The sequence below is a fragment of the Micromonospora sp. D75 genome, assembly GCF_018070405.1.
In the GTDB taxonomy this organism is placed as follows: Bacteria; Actinomycetota; Actinomycetes; order Mycobacteriales; family Micromonosporaceae; genus Micromonospora; species Micromonospora chalcea.
The window spans coordinates 1-4,005 of sequence record NZ_JAGPXV010000554.1; the positions used below are offsets into that span (position 1 = coordinate 1).

At 71.0% G+C, this 4,005-nt stretch carries 3 protein-coding genes and 1 pseudogene; 2 read left to right on the forward strand and 2 right to left on the reverse strand.

The features are described from left to right. A pseudogene (locus tag KBX39_RS25250) lies at positions 1-165 on the reverse strand (SAM-dependent methyltransferase); the annotation flags it as partial. Positions 166-193: 28 nt separating this feature from the next. On the opposite strand from KBX39_RS25250, the gene KBX39_RS33550 reads away from it, so the two are divergent. Both KBX39_RS33550 and KBX39_RS25260 read left to right on the forward strand, forming a co-directional pair. Next, complete coding sequence (locus tag KBX39_RS33550) at positions 194-1,231, forward strand: ATP-binding protein (RefSeq protein WP_312247486.1); 1,038 nt, start codon at positions 194-196, stop codon at positions 1,229-1,231. A 16-nt stretch (positions 1,232-1,247) separates the two neighbouring features. Then, positions 1,248-3,068, forward strand: coding sequence for an acyl-CoA dehydrogenase (locus KBX39_RS25260; RefSeq protein WP_210872844.1), 1,821 nt, complete (start codon positions 1,248-1,250; stop codon positions 3,066-3,068). Between the two features lie 116 nt (positions 3,069-3,184). Here the strand turns inward: KBX39_RS25260 and KBX39_RS25265 are convergent. Then, positions 3,185-4,005: HEAT repeat domain-containing protein (locus tag KBX39_RS25265; RefSeq protein WP_210872846.1), on the reverse strand; the 821-nt coding region annotated here is incomplete at its 5' end.

The following is a 4,005-nucleotide window of genomic DNA, read 5'->3' on the forward strand; positions in this document are numbered from 1 at the left end:
GCTCGCGTCGGCGGCGTCGTAGCGGCGGCGCAACGTGTCCCGGCGGCCGGTGGTGCCGTACGGGTCGGCGGCCAGCGCCGCGGCGGCGTCAAGCTGCCCGTTCATCGCCCGGCCGAACACGGCGGCGGCCCGGCCGGCGACGAGCACGCTCGCCGCGCCGCCCGGCGACGAGGCGGGCCGGGAGGAGCTGCGCGTGGCCCGGGAAGCCGGGCTGCGGCCCCGCGTCGACCAGGACAACGGCACGGTACGCATCCACGCCGACGTGCCCAGCGCCGACGTGGGTCCGGCGCACCTGACGGCGATGCTCGGCCTGCTGCTCCAGGCCGTACGCGAGCTGTCCGGCGACAGCGACGAGCCGACCGTGCTGCGCGGACGGACGTACGTCGTGGGGCGGCGACCGGTGACGACGGCGGCCGGGCCGCGCAGCGCGACCGTGACCCTCGACCAGGTCGGCGGCCTGCCCGACGTAGTCGCGCAGTTCCGGGAGGTGGCGGTGTCGTTCCGGCACCCGGCGGCGATGGCCCGCTGGGGCGCGCGCCGGCCGCAGGGCATCCTGATGTACGGGCCGCCCGGCACCGGCAAGACCATGCTGGCCCGGGCCCTGGCCAACGAGGTCGGAGCGGACTTCGTGGAGATCCGCACCCCGGAGATCCTGGACAAGTACCTCGGCGGCTCGGAACGCAACATCAAGCGGATCTTCCGGGAGGCACGCCGCTACCGGCGGCCCACAGTCATGCTGTTCGACGAGTTCGACTCGATCATCAGCTACGCCGGCGCCGGCGGCGACGCGGCGAGCCAGGCCGTCAACGCCGTCGCGGGCATCTTCAAGCAGGAGATGAACACGCTGTTCGAGGAGAACCCCGACGTCATCGTGGTCGCCACCACCAACTTCCCGCACCGCGTCGACGCCTCGCTGATCCGCTCCGGCCGCTTCGACCTGAAGATCGCCATTCCGGCGCCGGACGAGAACGGACGAGCGGAGATCCTCACCAAGATGGTCCGCGAGCTGATCGACCGGCACGAACGGCCGGGCTTCACAATGTTCGCCGACGACCTCGACCCGGCCGCCCTCGCGGCCGACACGGCCGGGCTGACCGGCGCGGACCTTCGCGAGGCGCTACGCCGGGTGCAACTCGCCAAGGCGCTTCGGGAAGCGGCGGAGGGTGCGCCACCGGCTCCGATCAGTCAGGATGACCTGCGGGAGGCCGTCGCCGGGTTGCGCCGCGGCTGACCGGAAGGAGTCCACATTGTCCTCGTCCGATCTGCTGCTGTCCCGCCGTGACCTCACGTTCCTGCTGCACGACTGGCTGGACGTGACCCGGCTGACCGAGCGCCCCCGCTACGCCGAGCACACCCGCGAAACAGTCGACGCGGTGCTGGACCTCGCCGCCCAGGTGGCCGCCGAGCGCTTCGCCCCGCACAACCGGGCCGCCGACACCGGCGAGCCCACGTTCGACGGGCAGCGCGTACGGACCATCCCGCAGGTCAAGGCTGCGCTGGAGGCGTTCGCCGAGACCGGGCTGCTCGCCGCCACCATGGACGAGTCGGTCGGCGGCCTGCAACTGCCGCACACGGTGGCCGCCGCCGCGTTCGCCTGGTTCCAGGCCGCCAACGTGGGCACGTCGGCATACCCGATGCTCACCCTCGGCAACGCCAACCTGCTGCTCGCCCACGGCAGCGCCGAGCAGATCGACACCTGGGTACGCCCCATGGTCGAGGGCCGGTTCTTCGGCACCATGTGCCTGTCCGAACCGCAGGCCGGCAGCTCCCTGACCGACCTCACCACCCGGGCCGAGCCGCAGGACGACGGCACCTACCGGATCGTCGGCACCAAGATGTGGATCTCCGGCGGCGACCACGAACTGGCCGAGAACATCGTCCACCTGGTGCTGGCCCGCATCCCCGGCGCGCCGGCCGGTGTGAAGGGCCTGTCGCTGTTCATCGTGCCGAAGACGCTGCTCGACGACGACGGCAACCTCGGGCCGTGCAACGACGTGGTGCTGGTCGGCCTCAACCACAAGCTCGGCTACCGGGGCACCACCAACACGCTGCTGAACTTCGGCGAGGGTGTGCACCGGCCGTACGGGCGGGCCGGGGCGGTCGGCTACCTGGTGGGACAACCGCACCAGGGGCTCGCGGTCATGTTCCACATGATGAACGAGGCGCGCATCGGCATCGGCGCCGGCGCCACGGCGCTCGGCTACACCGCGTACCTGAAGTCCGTCGCGTACGCCCGGCAGCGCCCGCAGGGCCGCCCGGTCGCCGACAAGGACCCGACCACGCCGCAGGTGCCGATCGTGGCCCACCCCGACGTACGCCGGATGCTGCTGGCCCAGAAGAGCTACGTCGAGGGCGCGCTCGCGCTGGTGCTCTACTGCGGACGGCTGCTCGACGAACAGAAGACCGCGCCCGCCGAGGCCGACCGCGAACGGGCGCAACTGCTGCTGGACCTGCTCACCCCGATCACCAAGAGCTGGCCGGCGCAGTGGTGCCTGGCCGCCAACGACCTGGCCATCCAGGTGCACGGCGGGTACGGCTACACCCGCGACTACGACGTCGAGCAGCACTGGCGCGACAACCGGCTCAACGCCATCCACGAGGGCACCCACGGCATCCAGGCCCTCGACCTGCTCGGCCGCAAGGTCACCATGCGCGACGGCGCCGCGCTGGAACTCCTGCTGGAGACGATCCGCGGCACGATCAGCCGGGCGTGGAAGGCCGACGGGTTCGCCTCCGAGCTGGCCGGACAGCTAGCCGCCGCGGTGGACCGGATCGCCGTGGTGACGCGGCGGTTGTGGGCGCCGGGCGACCCGGAGTTGGCGCTGGCGAACGCCTCGGTGTACCTGGAGGCGGTCGGGCACGTGGTGATCGCGTGGATGTGGCTGGAGCAGGTGCTCGCGGTGGAGGCGCTGGGGTCACCGGACGGGGCCGAGGGGGAGTTCCTGGCGGGGAAGAGGCAGGCGGCGCGGTACTTCTACCGGTGGGAGTTGCCGAAGGTGGCGGCGCAGTTCGACCTGCTGGAAGGGCTGGACCGGACGACGCTGGACATGCGCGAAAGTTGGTTCTGAGCGAGTGCGGGAGCGCCGTGCAGTTCTGCCTGATGATCCGTGGACAGCGCCTCTATTGACATGAATGGATGCATCTCGCCGACGAGCAGGCCGCACCCTGCCGGGAACCGCTGTTCCTAGATTCTGATGTGACCAAGGGCCTCCACATGGGCTTTTAGGCCATCGTATGCGTAGTCCCACCCCGTCCGATTTTCGTACAGGTCCCTTTCTGCCAGAGCCGGGTCCCGGCAGGCAGCAGCCAAATCCGCACGTATTTCGCCGGCACGTTCTGGATGCTGGCGGCTCAACTCCACGAGGGTAGCTGCCGTGGCGCTGCGTACGTCGTTGTCGTCATCGCGGAATAGCCCAACTAGAGCTTTCCTGAGGTCTGGCGTCGGCATCGCTTGCCGAAGCGCTTCGATAGCCTCAACTCGCTCCATGAACCCCGCGTCGCTGGTGGCGATCTGGACCAGCGCGCTGGCTACGGGTTCGGTCAGTGCCCCGGTGCGGGCCAGTGCCGTCCCTGCTTGCGCCCGTACGCTCGGGTGGGTGTCGCTGGTGGCGATCTGGACCAGCGTGGTGGCTACGGGTTCGGTCAGTGCCCCGGTGCGGGCCAGCGCCGCCCCTGCTTGCGCCCGTACGCTCGGGTCGGTGTCGCTGGTGGCGATCTGGACCAGCGTGGTGGCTACGGGTTCGGTCGGTGCCCCGCCTTGGGCCAGCGCCGATAGCGCTCGCGCCCGTACGCTCGGGTGGGTGTCGCTGGTGGCGATCTGGACCAGCGCGCTGGCTACGGGTTCGGTCAGTGCCCCGGTGCGGGCCAGCGCCGCCCCTGCTTGCGCCCGTACGCTCGGGTCGGTGTCGCTGGTGGCGATCTGGACCAGCGTGGTGGCTACGGGTTCGGTCAGTGCCCCGGTGCGGGCCAGCGCCGCCCCTGCTTGCGCCCGTACGCTCGGCTCGG